Origin of the sequence: Sorangium sp. So ce385, from assembly GCF_051474135.1 — a bacterium.
GTDB lineage: Bacteria > Myxococcota_A > Polyangia > Polyangiales > Polyangiaceae > Sorangium > Sorangium cellulosum_D.
Window position 1 is genome coordinate 2,040,937 of the sequence record NZ_CP150337.1, and the last position, 16,321, is coordinate 2,057,257.

14 protein-coding genes are annotated in these 16,321 nt (G+C 68.7%); 6 read left to right on the forward strand and 8 right to left on the reverse strand.

Annotated features, from left to right (window positions below):
- Positions 1 to 18: 18 nt before the first annotated feature.
- Positions 19 to 339, reverse strand: coding sequence for a hypothetical protein (locus WME83_RS07475; RefSeq protein ID WP_437318562.1), 321 nt, complete (start codon positions 337 to 339; stop codon positions 19 to 21).
- Positions 340 to 734: 395 nt separating this feature from the next.
- Here WME83_RS07475 and WME83_RS07480 point away from each other — a divergent pair, with 395 nt between their 5' ends.
- On the forward strand, positions 735 to 1,283 hold the full coding sequence (locus tag WME83_RS07480; protein ID WP_437318563.1) for a hypothetical protein: 549 nt from the start codon (positions 735 to 737) through the stop codon (positions 1,281 to 1,283).
- A 141-nt stretch (positions 1,284 to 1,424) separates the two neighbouring features.
- Positions 1,425 to 3,800, forward strand: a complete 2,376-nt coding sequence (locus WME83_RS07485) for a DUF2169 domain-containing protein (protein ID WP_437318564.1) — start codon at positions 1,425 to 1,427, stop codon at positions 3,798 to 3,800.
- Between the two features lie 321 nt (positions 3,801 to 4,121).
- On the opposite strand, the gene WME83_RS07490 is transcribed toward WME83_RS07485, so the two are convergent.
- The 5 genes from WME83_RS07490 to tssI all read right to left on the reverse strand — a co-directional run bounded on the left by WME83_RS07490 (position 4,122) and on the right by tssI (position 9,496).
- On the reverse strand, positions 4,122 to 5,084 hold the full coding sequence (locus WME83_RS07490; protein WP_437318565.1) for a hypothetical protein: 963 nt from the start codon (positions 5,082 to 5,084) through the stop codon (positions 4,122 to 4,124).
- A gap of 203 nt (positions 5,085 to 5,287) precedes the next feature.
- Positions 5,288 to 6,217 (reverse strand): DUF4123 domain-containing protein, encoded by a 930-nt coding sequence (locus tag WME83_RS07495; protein WP_437318566.1) that lies wholly within the window; start codon positions 6,215 to 6,217, stop codon positions 5,288 to 5,290.
- A complete protein-coding gene (locus WME83_RS07500; RefSeq protein WP_437318567.1) occupies positions 6,210 to 6,590 on the reverse strand; it encodes a PAAR domain-containing protein in 381 nt (126 codons plus the stop codon). The genes WME83_RS07495 and WME83_RS07500 overlap by 8 nt, the downstream gene beginning before the upstream one ends.
- A gap of 27 nt (positions 6,591 to 6,617) precedes the next feature.
- On the reverse strand, positions 6,618 to 6,995 hold the full coding sequence (locus tag WME83_RS07505) for a hypothetical protein (RefSeq protein WP_437318568.1): 378 nt from the start codon (positions 6,993 to 6,995) through the stop codon (positions 6,618 to 6,620).
- 23 nt (positions 6,996 to 7,018) lie between these two features.
- A complete protein-coding gene (gene tssI / locus WME83_RS07510) occupies positions 7,019 to 9,496 on the reverse strand; it encodes a type VI secretion system tip protein TssI/VgrG (RefSeq protein WP_437318569.1) in 2,478 nt (825 codons plus the stop codon).
- Positions 9,497 to 9,783: 287 nt separating this feature from the next.
- On the opposite strand from tssI, the gene WME83_RS07515 reads away from it, so the two are divergent.
- Genes WME83_RS07515 through WME83_RS07530 form a run of 4 tightly spaced genes read left to right on the forward strand, consistent with a single transcriptional unit; the run spans position 9,784 to position 14,145 of the window.
- Positions 9,784 to 10,560, forward strand: a complete 777-nt coding sequence (locus WME83_RS07515) for an ABC transporter ATP-binding protein (protein ID WP_437318570.1) — start codon at positions 9,784 to 9,786, stop codon at positions 10,558 to 10,560.
- Positions 10,557 to 11,678, forward strand: a complete 1,122-nt coding sequence (locus WME83_RS07520) for an efflux RND transporter periplasmic adaptor subunit (protein WP_437318571.1) — start codon at positions 10,557 to 10,559, stop codon at positions 11,676 to 11,678. Before WME83_RS07515 ends, WME83_RS07520 begins: the two co-directional genes overlap by 4 nt.
- On the forward strand, positions 11,675 to 12,901 hold the full coding sequence (locus WME83_RS07525) for an ABC transporter permease (protein ID WP_437318572.1): 1,227 nt from the start codon (positions 11,675 to 11,677) through the stop codon (positions 12,899 to 12,901). Before WME83_RS07520 ends, WME83_RS07525 begins: the two co-directional genes overlap by 4 nt.
- Positions 12,898 to 14,145 (forward strand): ABC transporter permease, encoded by a 1,248-nt coding sequence (locus tag WME83_RS07530; RefSeq protein ID WP_437318573.1) that lies wholly within the window; start codon positions 12,898 to 12,900, stop codon positions 14,143 to 14,145. The genes WME83_RS07525 and WME83_RS07530 overlap by 4 nt, the downstream gene beginning before the upstream one ends.
- A 49-nt stretch (positions 14,146 to 14,194) precedes the next feature.
- Here WME83_RS07530 and WME83_RS07535 read toward each other — a convergent pair whose 3' ends face one another.
- Positions 14,195 to 15,481, reverse strand: coding sequence for an MFS transporter (locus tag WME83_RS07535; protein ID WP_437318574.1), 1,287 nt, complete (start codon positions 15,479 to 15,481; stop codon positions 14,195 to 14,197).
- A gap of 274 nt (positions 15,482 to 15,755) precedes the next feature.
- Positions 15,756 to 16,154 carry a PAS domain-containing protein gene (locus tag WME83_RS07540; protein WP_437318575.1) on the reverse strand — a complete coding sequence of 133 codons (399 nt, stop codon included), beginning with the start codon at positions 16,152 to 16,154 and terminating at the stop codon, positions 15,756 to 15,758.
- Between the last annotated feature and the right edge of the window lie 167 nt (positions 16,155 to 16,321).

Consider the following 16,321-nt stretch of genomic DNA (forward strand, 5'->3'; position numbering starts at 1 on the left):
TTCGACCGCTGGATCGCGTCAGGCGCTGCCGCGCGCGCCGCCCTGGCCCGCGCGCCCGCCGCCGCTCAGCCGCTGGCCGAGCAGGTGCTTCGCGCGCTCCGCGAGCCGCAACTCCTCCTGCCGCACCTCGCTGAAGAAGGAGGCGAGCTCCTGATCACCCTGCTTCTGCGCGTCCTGAACGTACTGCGCATAGGTCTCCGCGCCCTGGAGAGCATGGTAGAGCACGCTGACCAGGTTGTAGTCCTTGTCGGGGACAACGCTGCTCTCGCTGCGGCCTTCCTGTAGACCCGAGCCCTGCTGTCCCTGCGCGCCGACTCCCTGCTTCTGCTCGTTCGCCATTCCAACCTCCTCGATTCCCCCCAGCGCGGCCGGGGCAATGCAATCGGGAGGCCGCCCAGCGGAAAGCCTGCCGCGGCGAGGATTCGCGGCTGCGGGCGTGATCGCGCGACGATGCGCGTCGCGTTCCGCCACAGCAGGCGGACGCTCGCGCAGGATTGCACCACTCGGCGATCGCGCCCCTCCCGCTCAGGCCGCCGCGGGCGCGCGCGACGCAGCCTGCGCCGGGGCGCGGCGACACGCTCTGCTCAGCTCGCCCGAAGTGTTCGCCGCGCGGATGGAGCGGGGATGCGGGGGCTCCTCGACGGCGCCCCTGGGACACCGCTGCCGAGGCGACCGGCGTGTCGCTGCGGTTCGAGCGCACGCTCTGGATCGACTCGCTCTTCATGTTTGGCAGCGTGCTCATCCGCGCCGGCGAGCGCGACGAGGTCGTGGCCGCGTCGCTCGAGCGGCAGGTCGCGGCGATGCTGGACGCAGGACCCGGAGACCGGCCTGTGATGGACGAGCATGAACCGGCCCGGCGAGATGTACCTGGAGACGAGCGCCACGGCCCTGTTCGCCGCCGGGCTCGCGCGCCGCTTCCGCCACGCCTTCCTCGCCGCTTCCGCCACGCCTTCCTCGACGCCTCGGTGCGCCCCGCGATCGAGCGCGCCATGGCGTGCGTGCGCTTGCGCATCGAGGACGACGCGTCGAGGCGTCCGGTCGTCCCCGGCATCCCCGGCCCCACGACGGCCGGCCCGCTCGACGACCACGCCGAGGTCGAGCTTGGCGACATTTCGTACGGCGTCGGGCCGTCGCGCTGGCGCTGGTCGAGATGCCGGGGCCGTCGCGGCGATGTCGCGGTCCGCTCACGATCCACCGAAGCGCCGCTGGTGTCCTCCGGCGTGACCCGCACGGTGCTGAGAAATCAGCTGCCCCGATTTCATCATCGAAGCAGTCCAGCGTGAGGTGCGTGTCGATGCACCGCGGTAGACGCACGTCGGGTCGATGGACGCGGCGGAGCGGCGAGATTCGCGCGATGTTGAGCACGTGGCCGGCGCCGGCGCGGCGCGCGGAGAATGGGCGCGCGGTCCTGAGGCTGTGGCAGTATGCTGCTTTCTGGACCGCGCATGGACGTCGTTGCCCTCGGGCCCCTCTGCACCGCCTCGCTCCTCTGGCGCCGCTCTCGCGGCGACTGGGCGCAGACCGTCATCTGCAAGGCCACGTTCAGCCTGCTTCCGGATGTGTCTCCGCTCGCGGGCGAGCAGGAGCGCCCAAACGACAACGACAAGCACTGGGACGGAGATCCTGCACGTAGCCTCCATTCGCCGAGCGATCTCGTCCCGTTTAAGCCTCGTGCCGACGTGCTCCTTGTCGGCAGCGCGTTCGCGCCGCGCAGGGAGCCGGTCCACGCGCTCGTCGCGCGGCTCGCCATCGGGAGCGTCGACAAATCGATCGAGATCTATTGCGATCGAGCCTGGACCGCGGAGGGCAAGCTCCGCGAGGGCCCGCGGTTCAGCTCGATGCCTCTGCGCTACGAGCGCGCTGCAGGGGGTCCGGAGACCTGGAACCCGGTGGGCATGGGTCATCCTGGACGTCTCGACGCCCAGGGCTTGGTGCGGATCCCGAACCTCCAGCCGCGTGGCTTCCGGCTCGGGGATCGGAGCACGCGGATCCCGCCGGTAGGTTTCGGGCCCATCGCGCCGAGCTGGCCTGAGCGTGCGAGGAAGCTCGTCAACCGCACGGTCTGGTCAGAGAGGGACTGGCATCGGCGGCCGATGCCGGAGGATCTCGACACCAGCTGGTTCAATGCGGCTCCCGCAGACCAGCAGATCCAGGTGCTCCGCGGCGACGAGCGCCTTGTCCTCGAGAACCTGCACCGCGAGCATGCGCGGCTCGAGACCGCGCTGGCTGGCCTTCGCGCGCGCGCCTGCGTGGAGCCCGGCGACGGAAGCGAGGCACGCGAGATCCAGATGGTCTGCGACACGCTCTGGATCGACACGGATCGCGCGGTCTACACGCTGACCTGGCGCGGCGTCGTCCCGCTGCAACATCCCGAGCAGCCCGGGAGGGTCCTCGTTGCGACCGTGGAACGCGGGCGTTCGGTCGAATGGGCGGACCTCAAGCGCTACGTGCCCGACGCGATCAAGGACGGCACGGGGACGGTCGATCTGCGGGACGAGTGGGGCGCTCACCGGCTGGAACCGAGGTCGCAGAGCATGGCTGCGCGGAGCGCCGGGCAATCGCCGCTGCCCTTCGCGCGGCCGCCGGCCCCCTCGCAGCCCGAGGCGACATCCCTGCTTCCGCCACCTCCGGTTCCGCCGCCCGGGATGGTGCCGTTGGGCAACGCCGGCCTGGAGGCCTCGGCGGCACGGCTCTCCTGGGGCGAGGCCGCGGTGCTCGGCAAAGCCGTAGCTGCACCGCTCGTGGCGAGCGCACAGGCGGCCGCGCCGGATCTCGGGCCGCTCGAGCCTGTGCTGCCAGCGGCTCCGAAGCCGAAGGCGAAAATAGGCGCCTGGGTGCCTCCGGGGAGCGCGACTGAGAACGGCTCTGAAGCGGCTGCCGGCAGGGGGGGCGGTGCCTCGAAGAGGGAGGCTTCGGGAGGGGAGGGCCGTGCGCCTGCAGCGATCCCCGCGCCTGCGCCCTCGCGCCCGGAGGCGTCCTCGCATGGCGCGGACGTCATCGAGCTGCTCTGGTTCGATCCCGAGCAGGTCGCGCGGATCCGCAAGCACCCAGCCTGGAAGAAGATCATCGCCGACGTCAAGGCGCGCGCCCGCGACGAAGAGGTCAACGACGCGGAGCCACGCGAGAAGCGGCAGGAGGCGAAGGACCGCCGCGACGTGCTTGCCGTGCTCCGCGGTGGCGATCCGGCCGGCGTGGCGGGCCTCGCCGAGGAGCTCGCGGCGGCGATGGAGGACGGCACCTTCGCGCCGCCGCTCGTGCTTGTGGACGGCGCGTTAGAGTTCCCCTTCGACGAGAAGCAGACGCTGGAGGCCACGATGGCGCTCGTCGCGCCCTTCACCGCGGGGGACAAGCGGCTCAAGGAGCAGAGCGACACGATCGGCGAGCTGCTCAAGTCTCCGTGGCTGGAGAAGGGGAGCGCCGGGCTTGAGGGGTACACGACGCGGCTGCGAGAGGCGTTCGTGCAGACCGCGCGGGGGCTGCCGCCGGGGTACCTGGAGGCGCATACCGAGCGGCTGCTCCTGGAGCAGCGGCACTATCAGAAGCGGACGGTGCTGGGGCAGACGTGGATCCGGGCGCTGCTCACGCCCGCGGGGGCAGGGGCAGGCGGGGGAGCCGGGGCGGGGGAGGCGATTCCGACGTACCTGCCGGAGCGGCTCGCGAAGGAGCTGCCGATGTTCCAGCGGTTCAGGACGCGGGCGGTGGTGGAGGTGAGGCTGCAGCTCGACCAGTTCGAGGTGCACCCGAGCGCGCTGCGGGCGGTGGCGTTGGGGCGAGTTGTCGGTAGACCGGCGCGGAGGTGACGCTCTCGGCGTGGTGTGTTAAAGCAGTGTCAGAAATCTGCTCGCTATCGGAAGCAGCCGCCCAATCGGACGAGTTCAATCAAGTCAACGCATACGATTCGATGACAGGCAAGCTACCGCTGACTGCGAGGAGACTGGCGTCGATCTCGTAGTCAAGAACATCGCGGGGATGCGGCGATCAGAATCCCCGTCGACGCCGGTCAGCACATCGCACCGGCAGCGCTTTCTGGTCAATTTTCGGCAGGGATGCAACGACGCGACGTAGCTCCTCACCTGACGACCTTGGCGGCGAGACACAGGGATGAACAGATGCCATACGGATCAGCTTGTCTTCTTTTTCTTCAGCGAAGCGCGCGATATCCATCCGTATCTGCGCGTCTTGGGATCGCGGCCGTCGTGGAAGGTGATGTATCCATATATAAAAACAAGTCTTTGTTTGTGAAGTTTTGATTTATTCTTTCCATCTATTTTCTTAATCTTATATAATGGAACGCTAACTCGATGGGCGAATTTTTTCGAACCCACACACGCAAAAAAACTGGTGCCTACACGTACCGTGTCTGTAGACATTCCGTGTTGCTCTGGCAAGTTGTAACAGAGGTTTACGTATCCATCCCGGCTCAGACGATCGGGCGTTCGGGGAAGGTAGTGGTCGGCCCTGTCGCTACCCTCGTTCAGTTTGCGAGTCGTGTGTAGATTGTTGTACTTCATTTGTCGCGCGGGTTTAATCGTGCTAATGACGTATTCAATAGTGCTGCTGGATAGCGATTTTCGCGGATGACTCCTCGCGGGACTGCGCTCGTAAGCATCAACGCACCTCTTCATGCAGATCACGATGCGCTTCAAAACGAGATAGTCTTTGAAGTATCTCGGCAGGAGTGGAACCCAGCCGGATCGGCCCTTGTTGTCGAGGGGGATTTCTTGGTCTTCGTCTTCGAGTTTTACGTACCATGCATAAACGAATTGGGTCCTCCTGCCTTTATAGGGCATCGTCTTCTGAGTGCCCCAATTGAGTCTCACGATCTTGTCCCTGATGTAGCCGCGTCTCACCTTCGGGGCCGTGTCATTGTTTTTGCTTCCGTTGTTCTTTTTGATCCCATCAAAGAGCGGAACTTTTTGGCCTTGTTTCAGTGGAAATCCCCAGTCATCCTTCTTCTTGCCCTTGGGATTCCTTATTCTGTTCTTGCCGACTCTAAACGGGTCGTGCTGATTTTTGTAATCGGCGGCGGGGAGGTACGAGCTGAGGTTTCCGCCTTTCGCTGGGGCTGCGGCTTTGGGCGTCATTGTGCATCGACATTGCTTTGTGCCGGAACCGGTGACATGTCTCGATGTGATGGATGCCGTGGTCGGGCCCTGTCTTATTACGTAATCCATTGACGAGCTAGGCATGCGTGTCTCTCTGTTTGTTGTTGCTGAGGCGCACCTGCGTGCGCCGGCTTAGTCTTATGCATGGTATCGATTGTGAATGCGATGGGCTCCTCAATGATTTAGCGAAGCTTGTGTTGCGAGTCTTTGGGCTGCGCGGAACCAGCGGCCAGCATGGCTCGACTTCCGGCGCGCTGCAGATGGTGCTCAAGCCGCCGCAACTTCCGTCGCTCATCTGCACCTTCGCGCCGCAGTTCTCTGCGCGCCCAGGGCACCCGTAGGTCGAATCCAGGTTCAAGGACCGACGTAATCATGAGATAACGCTCCAGCCCACGCTCGGACCCGATCCCGTAGCGGCGCGCGCGATCGACTTCCTCGCGGATCATCGTGCGGTTGCCGCGAACCCACGCAGGGAGCTGGGGCGTCATCTCCATTCGATCGATGAATCGTTCCAACAGGCTCTGCGAGAATGAATTCACTTGCGTGTCACGGATCGTCAGCAACTCCCACGGTGCGTCCGGCTGCAGGGTGGGAGCTTCGGCCGACAGCCATTGGAGTACCGTTCCCTCGCACCGCCCCTCCATCAAAAACGCGGACACTGGTCCGAACAAGGCGCTCCGCTCCTCATTCGTCGCGGTGTCGAGAAAAGGTGCGAGTACGCGCGGATCGTAGAAGCGGAAATAGAGCGCTTGCCGGTCCTCTGTCTGTACTACGAGGAAGCGCCGAAGATGCCTACGCAAGTCATCGAAGGGTGCAGCGCACGCAATAAACACGCCCCAACTCTGACCCCATCCCTTCCATACCAGCCGCTCGAACAGCGTCGAACCAGCCGACAAACGGACGAGATAGGGGGCCACCTCGGCCAGTTGCTCACCCCGGCGGCCGTCGTACAGTGACCGGGACCGTTCCTTGGAATCATTTACCAACTTCAAGACGGCCGGATCCCGCGCGGCGTCTAGCATGGCGTAGAGCGGCTCGTGGCGTTGGAGCAACTGCACAAGCTCCTCCTTTGAGGAGAACCCCATCTCATCCCTGTCGATCGTGCTACTCATCGCGCCCCTCCAGCCGGACGCGGACGACCTTCTCGCAGAATGGCGCGCCAGAGCGGGCCGCCTCTCGGAGCAATTCCACCTGCGGGTGTGGGCCGATTAGGACCGTGGTGCAGCCACTCGTAATGTGACCGCCATCAGTCGCGTCCCCTAGCCGGGCGGCGGGGCGCTCCCCGATCAGCACCGTTGGTTCGCCAGTGACAATGACGTCGTAGGCTCCTCCTTCACACCATGCCTTATCGCCGACGCGTGCGGCATTCATTTCGCCGATGAAGACAGTTCGGCTGCCTGCATCGAGGATCTCACCACCCTTATGCGCAACCGGATCGGATTTGTGACATACATGCTTGTCACCGACACGGGCCGCCGCGAGCATCAGTGGATTCTCCGGGACGGCAGTGCATCACGAATCGTCGCCGTCATGAGCACTCTCATCATCATCGTAGTCCTCCTCCCGCTCCCCGTAAAAATCGAACGCCACGCCCCCACGTAACTCCGGTAGCTGACCCGAGTAGATAGTGAGGATCTCTTTGAGTGCGTCCTCTCGCGCCTCGTCCGACCAACTCCCCGGCGGCGCGATCGTGCCCGTGGCGCTGGGCTCGCCGTCCTCGCCGCGGAATATACCGTACTCCACGCCATCCAGGGCGCCCATCCGGAGCGCCACCTTGCAAACCGTATCGCCGCTGTCCTCGAACGCGAGCGTGTAGAACTCCCACGCGCCGAGGTCAGGGAGGCGCTCCGCGATCACCCTGCCGTTTTCGCTGTCTTCGCTCTCCCCCATCTGCCCGCCTTTCCACGCACAACCTACGCAAAGTTGTCGTCGTAGTACTTGAACCCCTTCTTCACCATCTCCTGGTCCTCGACGGGGGCCCCGTACGGATACGTGCCGCCCCACACGCCGTTGCCGGGGTCACCCCACTCCGGCTTCGCGTCGCCGCGCGCTTTCCGGCGCATCCCCGCGTGCCGGAGCAGCGTCCCCTCGGGGAATCCCATCGCCTTCCCCATCACGCCGTAATGGAAATTGCTGAACCCCGCATACCGCTCGCCGAGCCTGCCATAATCCCACTCGCCCCCCGGCTTGGTCATCTCGGCGAACCACGCGGGAGCATCGCGATCGAAGCGAGCATGCTCCTCGGCCTTCTCGATCTCCTCCTCCAGGTCCACCCCGGGCGGGACTTCCACCGAGATCGGCACCCCATCCTCGCCCCGCAACGGCTTGCCGCCCACCTCCGGGTTGATCCGCACGATCGGCCCGCCCTGGATCACCACATCGCCGCCCTCGGACCTCACGACGAGCTTCGACCCGGACTTCAGCGTCAGGTTCACGGTCGCATTCGCCGTGATGTTCGCGTCCGCCTCCAGCGCGATATCGCTCGCCGCCTTCAACAGGATCCCAGCCGCCGCCTCCAGCGTGATGTTGGGCCCCTCGAGGGTGATCGTCGCCTCCCCGGTCGTCCACGCGATCCTCCGGTCGACCATCTCGACCCCGGTCGCCCCGGCTCCGCCCGAGATCGCGACCGCATGTCTCACCCCGACATCCGCCTCATCCACATTCCCGATCATCGCCGTGCGGCTCCCCCCGACGGCGATCGTCTCATTGGCCTTCACCACCTTGTTGCGGTTGTTGCCGATCGTGACCGCCTCATCCACCTTGACCAGCTTCTCGAGGTTCCGCTCGGCCTGCATGTAGACGAGCTCCGCGCCCTTCGCGTCCTCGAACATGATCTCGTTCGAGCCCTCGAGCCCCGGCGAGGAGCTGCTCTTCCAGGTGCTGACCGTCTTGCTTTCGGGCAGCTTGTACGGAACGCGCGCCGTGTTGTTGTACACCCGGCCCACAACGATCGGCTGATCCGGATCGCCCTCAATGAACCCGACCAGCACCTCCTGCCCGACGCGGGGGAGGGCCATCATTCCGTACGCGCCGCCAGCCCAGCCCTGGCTGACGCGGATCCAGCACGAGCTGTGCTCGTCGAAGCGCCCCTCGCGATCCCAGTGGAACTGCACGCGCACGCGGCCGAACTCATCCGTATGGATCTCTTGCCCCTTGGGCCCGACCACCACCGCGCTCTGCACGCTGTGGATCCGCGGCCTCGGCGCCCGGAGCGGCGGGAGGAAAGGCTGGTCGGGTCCGACGAAGACCGCACGGCCAGCGCGCGCCCACTCGCCGTCGTGGGTCCCCTCCATGGACATCTCGACCACGAGCAACCGCTTGTCCGCCGCGAGGTCCGCCCTCGGATGGCCCACCAGCGAGAACGTCTCGCCCGGCAAAAGATCGACATTGGTGCGGAACGTGACCGCGCGCCGCGAGATCCGCTCCTGCCCCAGCGCACGCTCGGCGCGGATCTTCCCGGCTCGTTCGTCGTGGCGCGACGCACCCACGCCATCCGCAACGGGGGTGCTCCCGCCGCGCGCCGCCGTCTCCACCACGAAGGAGCCCGGAAGGTAGTGATACTGCTCGAGCCGCGCCTCCGGCGTCCCGATCGCCGCGCCCGCGAAGAGCTGGTACTCGGGGCTCCTCCGGAAGTCGAAGTCGCGGATGGTGAAGCGGCCAGGACGCACCTGCTGGTTAAGCCGGACCTCGGTGACGAACGGCGCTCCCGCGGCCGTGCTCGGGTCGTCCATGAACGGCACCGTCCTCCGCTCGCCCGACGCGAGCGCGCGCAGATCGTCCGAGAACACGAGCTGCGGCCCGTCCTTTCGCTCCCTTTGTCCGGCGAAGAGGAAGGTAATGCCAGCCTCCTCGCTCAGTCGGCTCACGAAGTCGAGGTCGCTCTCGCCGTACTGGACGCGGTACTCGAGCTTCGGATGCTGGGTGGCATCGACTCGCCAATCGGCCTCGATGTTCCACTCCGCGAGGATCGCCTTGATGATTTCCGGGACGCTCCGGTGCTGGAAGACGCGATAATTGCGGCGCTGCGAGAGCAGCCACAGCGCGGGCACGATCGTCAGCGCGTACGTTGAGAGGCCGTTCGGCTCGACCCGCAGCAGCTCCATCGAGGCGCAGATCCCGTGAAACAGGCGACCGCCCTCGCCGCCGTCGGCATCGAGAACACGATCGCGCATCCTGAAGGACGCACCCTTACCCACGATTCCTTCGAAATCGAGATCCTCGCTCGTAGACCGGGCTTCGATCGACACGGAGAACAACGTGGACAGCGCTTCGCGTACGGCGAAGCGACGCACGGAGAGCGAGTCCTCGCCCGATTCGAAGGAGAGCTCGAGCATGTGAGCCGTAATGCTATGCACAAACGCAACCGGGTGGGAGCCCGGAAATCGCGCCATGCGGGCGCGTTCCGATCGCAGTCCCGCGCGCTCCCTCCGGCTCCTCCTTCGGCGAAGCGAGGGACGGGGGCCTGGCAGGCGTGGCCTCGAGGCGGCCGAGCGTCGCCGCGGTGCGCGGCGGTTGCGTCGCTGCTCCCTCTCGCCTACGTCACGGTGCGTCCGCCGGTGCGGCGGCCTGCGAAGGAAGACAACAAGACCGGCACGACGTAGAAGCTCAGGCGTACGCAGGCGGGCTGAGCTGCCGCGGCCGCTAGGGACGGCCGCGCCGGCCGCCTCCGAGAACCCCCATGTCTCCACTCGTGAAGCTCGCGGCGATCACCAAGGTCTACTGGATGGGCGAGGTGGAGGTGCAGGCGCTCCGCGGTGTCTCCCTGGAGCTCTCCCGGGGCGAGATGGTCGCCATCATGGGCGCCTCGGGGTCGGGCAAATCGACCACGCTGAACGTCATTGGCACGCTCGACCGGCCGACCGCCGGCCGGTACCTGCTCGACGACGAGCCGGTCGAGGAGCTCGACGAGGTCGAGCTCGCGCGGCTCCGCAACCGCAAGATCGGGTTCGTCTTCCAGTCGTTCAACCTCCTGCCGCGCGACAGCGCCCTCGCCAACGTCGAGCTGCCCATGGTCTACGCCGGGGTCCGCCCGGCCGATCGGCGGGAGCGGGCCGCGCGCGCCCTCGAACGCGTCGGGCTCGCGGACCGGTCGCACCACCTGCCGAACCAGCTGTCCGGCGGCCAGCAGCAGCGCGTGGCCATCGCCCGCGCGATCGTCAACGAGCCGCCGCTCCTGCTCGCGGACGAGCCGACCGGCGCGCTCGACTCCGCCACCACCCAGCAGGTCATGGAGCTCTTCTGCGCCCTGCACGCGCAGGGCATGACGGTCATCGTCGTCACCCACGACCCCTCGATCGCCGCCTACGCCACGCGCGTCGTCACGTTCCGCGACGGCGCCATCGTCGAGGACACCGGCCCCCGCGGCCGGCGCGTGGACGTCTCGGCGTCGTCGGTTCCTGGACCGCCATCGTCGGTTCCTGGACGTTCGTCGCCGCCCCCCGGAGGCCCCTCGTGAGCGCCCGCCGGCGGCGGCGCCTCTGGCCGTGGCTCATCGCCGCCCTGGCGCTCGCCGGGGTCGGCGCCGCCGTCGTCGCCAAGGCCGGCGGCGGCCCCCCGCCCATCGACCCGGCGCTCGTCGTGACCGCGAAGCGCGGCGACCTCGCCGTCGAGATCCTCGAGACCGGCCGCATCGAGGCCCGCGAGCAGGTCGAGATCAAATCCAAGGTCGCCGGCCAGGTCGCCGAGGTCCTCGCGGACGAGGGCGCCAGGATCGCCAAGGACCAGCTCCTGCTCGTGCTCGACCCGACCGACAACGCGCGCGAGGTCGCCCGCGCCGAGGCCGAGCTCGCCCGGGCCCGGGCCGCCGCGGCCTTCGCCAAGCGCGTCGTCGAGCGGCGGACCGCCGGCGTCGAGGCCAGCGTCACCACCTCCGAGGACCTCGACCTCGCCAGGCACGAGCTCGCCGAGAAGACCATCGCCGTCCGGCTCGCCGAGGTCGCGCTCAGCGCCGCGCGCGACCAGCTCCGCTACACGAAGATCTACTCGCCCCTCGACGGCACCGTGATCCAGCGCAACATCGAGCCCGGCGAGGTCGTCACCCCAGGGGTCCAGTCGACCTTCGAGGGCAAGGCGCTGCTCACCGTGGCCGACCTCTCGACGCTCGTGGTCAAGGTGGACCTCAACCAGATCGACGTCGCCAAGGTCGCCCCAGGCCAGCCGGCGACCCTGACGCTCGACGCCCTGCCCGGCAAGACGTACGCGGCCAAGGTCACAAAGATCGCGCCCGCCTCGGTGAAGCTCGAGGGGCGCGAGGTCGACGTCTTCCCGGTCGAGGCCGAGCTCTCCCAGGTCGACGGCCTCATCAAACCCGGCATGACCGCCGACGTGCGCATCCGGCTCGAGAGCAGGCCGGGCGTGGTCTCCCTGCCGATCGAGGCCGTCTCCGCCGACGGCGGCAAGCAGCTCGTCACGCGCGTGGTCGACGGGCCCGACGGCGAGCCGACCACCGAGCAGGTCGAGGTCGCGCTCGGCGCGCGCAACGACCGCGAGGTCGAGATCCTGAGCGGCGTCCCGGAGGGGGCCCGCGTGCTCATCAACCCGCCCTCCGCGGCCGAGAACGAGACCAAGATGTGAGGTGGGCCGTCTACCTCGCGATCGCCGCGAAGGCGCTCTCGGCGCACAAGCTGCGGTCGCTCCTCACCGTCCTCAGCATCACCATCGGCGCCTTCGCCATCGTGCTCATGACCTCGCTCGCCGAGGGCGGCCTGCTCACGCTGAGCCGCGGCATCGAGCAGCTCGGCGGGGCGCGGCTCATCCTCATCGCGCCGAAGGAGCCGGTGCGCGCCGAGCGCAAGAAGGCGATGTACGTCACCGGCTTCACCCGCAAGGACCGCGACCAGCTCGCGCGCGGCATCCCCCACGTCGCCGAGCACACCCTCTACGCCATGCTCGGCTCGCGCGACGTCACCTCCGACGAGGGCGCCGAGGACCGCACCGATCTCGTCGCGGCCGACAGCGGCTTCCTCGACGCCTTCCGGATGCCCATCGGCCGCGGCCGCGCCTTCTCCGACGAGGAGGACCGCCGCCGCGCCCGCGTCTGCGTCGCCGGCCCCAAGCTCGCCGCGCGGCTCTGGCGCGGCGACCCGATCGGCCGGTGGGTCACGGTCGGGGCCCTGCGCTGCCGCGTCATCGGCGTCCTGGCCGCGAGCGAGCGGATGGGCGTCAACTTCGGCTTCAGCTGGGACGACCTGCTCGTCGCCCCGATCGACACCGCGGCGGACGTCGAGAAGGACGTGCGCACCTCGGCGCTCCTCGTCCTCAAGACCGACGACGTCCGCAACAACGACCCGGTGAAGCGCATCGTCAACGCGCTCCTCGTCGAGCGCCACCACGGCGTCGACGACTTCACCCTCTACGATTTCAGCAGCATCATGGAGCAGTTCGAGGCGATGTTCGCCACGATGAAGGCGATCGTCGGGCTCATCGCCGGCGTCGCGCTGCTCATCGGCGGCGTGGGCGTGATGAACATGATGCTCGTCAGCGTCTCCGAGCGCGTGCGCGAGATCGGCATCCGCAAGGCGCTCGGGGCGGCGCCGGGCGACATCAGCGCGCAGTTCCTGTGCGAGGCGGCGCTGCTCTCCGGCGCGGGCGGCCTGCTCGGGGTCGCCGGCGGCGCGATCGCGGCCGGGCTCGCCTCGTCGATCATCCGCCGCTTCACGCCGGCGTGGGTCGGCGCGATCTCGACGACGGCGGTGATCGCGGCGCTCGTCGTCTCCTCCGGCGTGGGCGTGCTCTTCGGGTGGCTGCCGGCCCGGCGCGCGGGCCGGCTCGACCCGGTGGCGGCGATGCGGCGATGAGGCTCGCCGACCTCCTCCACTCCACGCGCGCGGTCGTGGCCGACCGCACCCGCGCCGCGCTCACCCTGCTCGGCATCATCATCGGCACCGGCTCGATCGTGCTGCTCGCCTCGCTCCTCGCGGGCGGCGAGGAGGCGCTGCTCCGGGCGAGCCAGCAGGCCGTGGAGGCCGACCTCATCCAGGTCCACCCCGCCGAGGTGAGCGTCAAGGACCGGCGGCGCACCCGGCGCGACCTCTCGCGGGACGACGCCCGCGCGCTCGCCGGGTCGCGCGCCCTCGGCGGCGCCTCGGCCCTGAGCGAGTCGGCGCGCCCCACGGAGGCGCGCGCCGGCCGCAAGAAGAAGCGCGTCACGCTCGTCAGCGCGGCGCCGGCCGCGCCCGCGCTCTACGACCTCGAGCTCGCGGCGGGCCGGTTCCTCGGCGAGGCGGATCTCGCGGCGCGGCGGCGCGTGTGCGTCGTCGGCCACGAGGTCTGGGCCGAGCTCTTCGGCGGCCCTCCCGCGCGGGCCGCGGAGGCCGAGCCGGTCCACATGACGGCCGACGGCCATGTGTGGACGGTGGTCGGCGTGCTCAAGGACCGGCCGATCCTCGGCTCCACGGACGACACGAACATCTGGAACCGCAAGGTCCTCGTCCCGGAGACGACCTACGACGCGCTGTACGCGCCGGCGCACACGACCGGCCGCATCTACGTGCGGCAGGACCCGCTCGCGGCCGTCCGCTCGCCGCTCGCCGCGCTCCGCGGCGTCATCGACGCGACGCTCCTGCGCCGCCACCACGGGGTGAAGAACTTCAAGATCGAGGACAAGGACAGCCACGCCCAGGAGACGCTCGTCCTCGACATCATCAAGATGCTGCTGCTCAGCACCGGCGTCGTCGCGCTGATCGTGGGGGGCATCAACATCATGAACATCATGCTGGTGACCGTGACCGAGCGGACGCGGGAGATCGGCATCCGCCGCGCGGTCGGCGCCTCCCCCCGCGCGATCCTGCTGCAGTTCCTGTGCGAGGCGGCGGCCGTGTCGCTGCTCGGGGGCGCGCTCGGCGTGCTCTCGGGCGTGGGCCTGTCGTGGCTCGCCGGCGCGCTGCTCGCGCAGGTGGTCGGCCGCTGGGCCTTCCACGTGGAGCTCTGGTCGATCGCCCTCGGCCTCGGCCTCTCGGCCACGATCGGCGTGGTGTTCGGCTTCTACCCGGCTTACCGCGCCGCGCGCCTCGATCCGATCGAGGCGCTCCGCGCCGAGTAGCGCTCCGCCCCGGTGAGGCGCGCGCGGCGCCGCGGCCGCGCGCCCGCCCTCACGCCGCGGCGGCGGCCTCCGGCTCCCCGGCCCGGCCTTCGCTCTCCTCGACGTCCCGCTTCGCGTGCGGGAAGCTGTCCATGCGGCTCAGCACGGGGAAGCCGAGGGCCCACAGCGCGGCGACCACGAGGGTGGCGCTGCCGCCGAGGAGGATGGCGGGGAGCAGGCCGAACCAGCCGGCGGTGAGGCCAGACTCGAACTCTCCGAGCTCGTTCGAGGCGCCGATGAACACCGCGTTGACCGCGCTCACCCGCCCGCGGATCGCGTCCGGCGTCTCGAACTGCACGAGGATGTGGCGGATATAGACGCTCACCATGTCGCCCGCGCCGACGAGGAACAGGGCGACGAGCGCGAGGGGGAAGCTCTGCGTCTGCCCGAGGCCGATCGTGGCGAGCCCGAACACCGCGACGCCGCCGAACATCCAGCGCCCGACGTGCCGCGTGATCGGCCGGAAGGCGAGGACGCCCGCGGTGAGCGCGGCGCCGACGGCCGGCGCGGTGCGGAGCATGCCGAGGCCGGTCGGGCCGGCGTGGAGCACGTCGCGCGCGTACGCGGGCAGGAGCGCGACCGCGCCGCCGAACAGCACGGCGAACAGGTCGAGCGAGATCGCGCCGAGCACCGCCGGCCTCGACCCCACGAAGCGCAGCCCCTCCAGCACCGCGTCGAGGGACGCCGGCTCGCTCCGCCTGGCCTGCTGGGTCGCCTGCGCGAAGCCCATGAGCAGGAGGGAGACGAGGAGCAGCGCCGCGACGATCGTGTACACGATCGTCGACCCGGCGAGGTAGAGGAGCCCGCCCAGCGTCGGCCCGACGATGACCGCGACATGGAAGCTCGACGAGCTGAGCGCGACCGCCTTGCCGAAGCTGTCGGCCGGCACGAGGTTCATCAGGATCGCCTGCTGCGCCGGCATCATGAAGGCGCGCGCGCTGCCGAACAGCACCAGCACCGCGAACACGGGCCACACCACCTTGAGGCCCGACAGCGTGAACGCGAGCAGCAGCGCGGAGCAGAAGAGCTCCACCCCGAGGCCGACGGTGATGATGCGGCGCCGGTCGAACCGGTCCGCCGCCTGCCCGGCGACGAGGATCAGGGCGAAGAACGGCGCGAACTGGGCGAGGCCGATGAGGCCGAGATCGAAGACGTCGCCGGTGAGCGCGTAGACCTGCCAGCCGATCGCGACGCTCTGCATCTGCACCGCGATCGCGGAGAGCAGCCTCGACGCGAGGTAGAACGAGAAGCTCCGGTGGCGCAGCACGCCGAGCCCGGTGAGTTGATTGGAGGACATTCGACGCCTGCGGCGACCCTCGATGGGCAGTGTGGGCTCACGCTCGATGAGCAACAGCGCATGTCGCGACCGAGCCCGGGAGCCGCGCCACCGACACCAGCGTGCGCCGCTCCAGCAACACCCGCGCCACGGCGCGCGCGCCGTGGCCCGCGCGCCCGCGCGACCGCGATCGACGCGAGATTCGCGGCCGCTGCTGCCCCGGCAGCAGCCGCTGCTGCTCCGCTGCGCCCCCACGAGCAGCGCCCGAGCCCGCTCTTGCCCCGAGCCCCGCCGCTCAGCCGCGGATGATGACCCAGACCGTGTCGCCCTCTTGACGCGCGGCCGCCTTGTAGAACAGCGAGACGTCGACGTGCCGTGTCTTGTGCGGGAAGTGGAACACGAAGCCGAAGGTGGCGTTGAGCTCGCGCTGCTCCACCCCGACCAGGAACCGACCATAGAACTTCTTGACCCGGCTGCAGGGGGCGATGTCGGTGAAGAAGTTCTTTCCTACGACATCCTCTCGCTTCCGGCGGGCCTGGCGTTCCTCGTAGAGGTTGTAGGAGAGCACCGTGCCCTCGCGGTTCAGTCGGATGATCCCGAAGGGCTGCGCGTCCAGGCCGCGTTCATCCAGGTTGAACACTCCGATGTCGAACTCGAACTCACCACCGGACGCGGACTCCTCCTGCGACTGCATCAGACAACCTCCCGACGTGCGCTGCCCCCGACAGATGCTCGCCATCGTAGGGGGGACGGCAGAGCGCGCCCATCCGGCGCGACCGCATCGTTCCGTCGGGCAGGAGGGGGCCGCCCGGGTCGAGCGGCGCCTGTAGCGGTCCAGCGTCGCTGCACCGGCGGCGGGCC

Excerpts from the sequence above, each read along its gene's own strand:
- WME83_RS07475 (WP_437318562.1), bottom strand. The coding sequence starts at position 339 with ATGGCGAACGAGCAGAAGCAGGGAGTCGGCGCGCAGGGACAGCAGGGC.
- WME83_RS07485 (WP_437318564.1), top strand. The coding sequence starts at position 1,425 with ATGCTGCTTTCTGGACCGCGCATGGACGTCGTTGCCCTCGGGCCCCTC.
- WME83_RS07490 (WP_437318565.1), bottom strand. The coding sequence starts at position 5,084 with ATGACGCCCAAAGCCGCAGCCCCAGCGAAAGGCGGAAACCTCAGCTCG.
- WME83_RS07495 (WP_437318566.1), bottom strand. The coding sequence starts at position 6,217 with ATGAGTAGCACGATCGACAGGGATGAGATGGGGTTCTCCTCAAAGGAG.
- WME83_RS07500 (WP_437318567.1), bottom strand. The coding sequence starts at position 6,590 with ATGCTCGCGGCGGCCCGTGTCGGTGACAAGCATGTATGTCACAAATCC.
- WME83_RS07505 (WP_437318568.1), bottom strand. The coding sequence starts at position 6,995 with ATGGGGGAGAGCGAAGACAGCGAAAACGGCAGGGTGATCGCGGAGCGC.
- tssI (WP_437318569.1), bottom strand. The coding sequence starts at position 9,496 with ATGGCGCGATTTCCGGGCTCCCACCCGGTTGCGTTTGTGCATAGCATT.
- WME83_RS07515 (WP_437318570.1), top strand. The coding sequence starts at position 9,784 with ATGTCTCCACTCGTGAAGCTCGCGGCGATCACCAAGGTCTACTGGATG.
- WME83_RS07530 (WP_437318573.1), top strand. The coding sequence starts at position 12,898 with ATGAGGCTCGCCGACCTCCTCCACTCCACGCGCGCGGTCGTGGCCGAC.
- WME83_RS07535 (WP_437318574.1), bottom strand. The coding sequence starts at position 15,481 with ATGTCCTCCAATCAACTCACCGGGCTCGGCGTGCTGCGCCACCGGAGC.
- WME83_RS07540 (WP_437318575.1), bottom strand. The coding sequence starts at position 16,154 with ATGCAGTCGCAGGAGGAGTCCGCGTCCGGTGGTGAGTTCGAGTTCGAC.